General features: G+C 36.3%; 1 protein-coding gene and 1 pseudogene. One reads left to right on the forward strand and one right to left on the reverse strand.

Features of this window, described 5'->3' with window-relative positions:
* Positions 1-283 (forward strand): annotated as a pseudogene (locus AC805_RS26395) (hypothetical protein); the annotation flags it as partial.
* A 104-nt stretch (positions 284-387) separates the two neighbouring features.
* On the opposite strand, the gene AC805_RS16225 reads toward AC805_RS26395, so the two are convergent.
* Positions 388-750, reverse strand: coding sequence for a hypothetical protein (locus AC805_RS16225; protein WP_055076384.1), 363 nt, complete (start codon positions 748-750; stop codon positions 388-390).
* Positions 751-1,021 lie beyond the last annotated feature (271 nt).

Consider the following 1,021-nt stretch of genomic DNA (forward strand, 5'->3'; position numbering starts at 1 on the left):
GATTGTCTTATTTTCAGGTTGTAAATTCAAACGAGCTATCAATTTTCTAGCTTATTTACGCAATCACCGTCATCGTATACCTGAGTATGGTTATCTACAGAAACAGGGGCTAACCATTGGTTCTGGCTCTGTTGAATCGGCGGTTAAGCAGATTGGTCGTCGGGTCAAGATTTCGGGTGCTCAGTGGAATCAGCAAAATGTTGCTCAAGTTTTGAAACATCGGTGCGCTTATCTCAATGGCTATTTCTATTCCCCTAAGTATTTTTACTCAGTGCCTAATTGAGATGCTCCCCAAATGCTTTCTGCACGACTAAACGCTAATCCGTTGCGTTACATGTTATCAACGTACTTTACAAGATTAGCGATCGCAATTATGAGAGTGGCACGCTATGGATAAATATCTTCAGATTCTTGTACTGGTTCATATTTTTGAGTTTCTGGATTTGTTCTCATGTGAATAGATAATTTAGTGAACTTTGTAAGCTTAAACTCATTATTCTCAAAAACATATTCAGTTTTATACCCTTGTCCGTTATGAACTGCATCAACCTTTAAAATTAGTCTTTCAGGATCGAATCTTGGAGTTGCATTAGTTATTCTTCTATAAATCCAAACTGTTTGTCCATTAGTATCATTTCCACCTCCTTCTTTATCACCGATTCTTGACAATAAAGGAAGCATCTTAATTTCTATTCCATAGTTTGTCTTTGAATACAAAAGAAATTCATAAAAATGATCACGACCATTCATACAAAGAAACTCTACAATATACTTTTTATCCCCAATTTGGTAAACTTTAGATGCTGCCTTACTAAGGAAAAGAGTATAAGGGGATATATCCTCCTTACTATCCAGGGCAACCGCATAAAAAAGGTAATAAAATTTAGGAGAAAATAAACAAATAAAGCCACAATGAATAGCCCTATCGAAGTAAGTTTACTGAGCCACTTTGAGGGAGTAGAAGATCCACGAGATAATCGAGGGAAAGAGCATATCTTGCTAGACATAATCGTGATAGCAA

This window comes from Pseudanabaena sp. 'Roaring Creek', assembly GCF_001402795.1.
Lineage (GTDB): Bacteria > Cyanobacteriota > Cyanobacteriia > Pseudanabaenales > Pseudanabaenaceae > Pseudanabaena.

What these genes read in the sequence shown, in the direction of transcription:
- AC805_RS16225 (WP_055076384.1), bottom strand. Translation starts at nt 750, where the DNA reads ATGAATGGTCGTGATCATTTTTATGAATTTCTTTTGTATTCAAAGACA.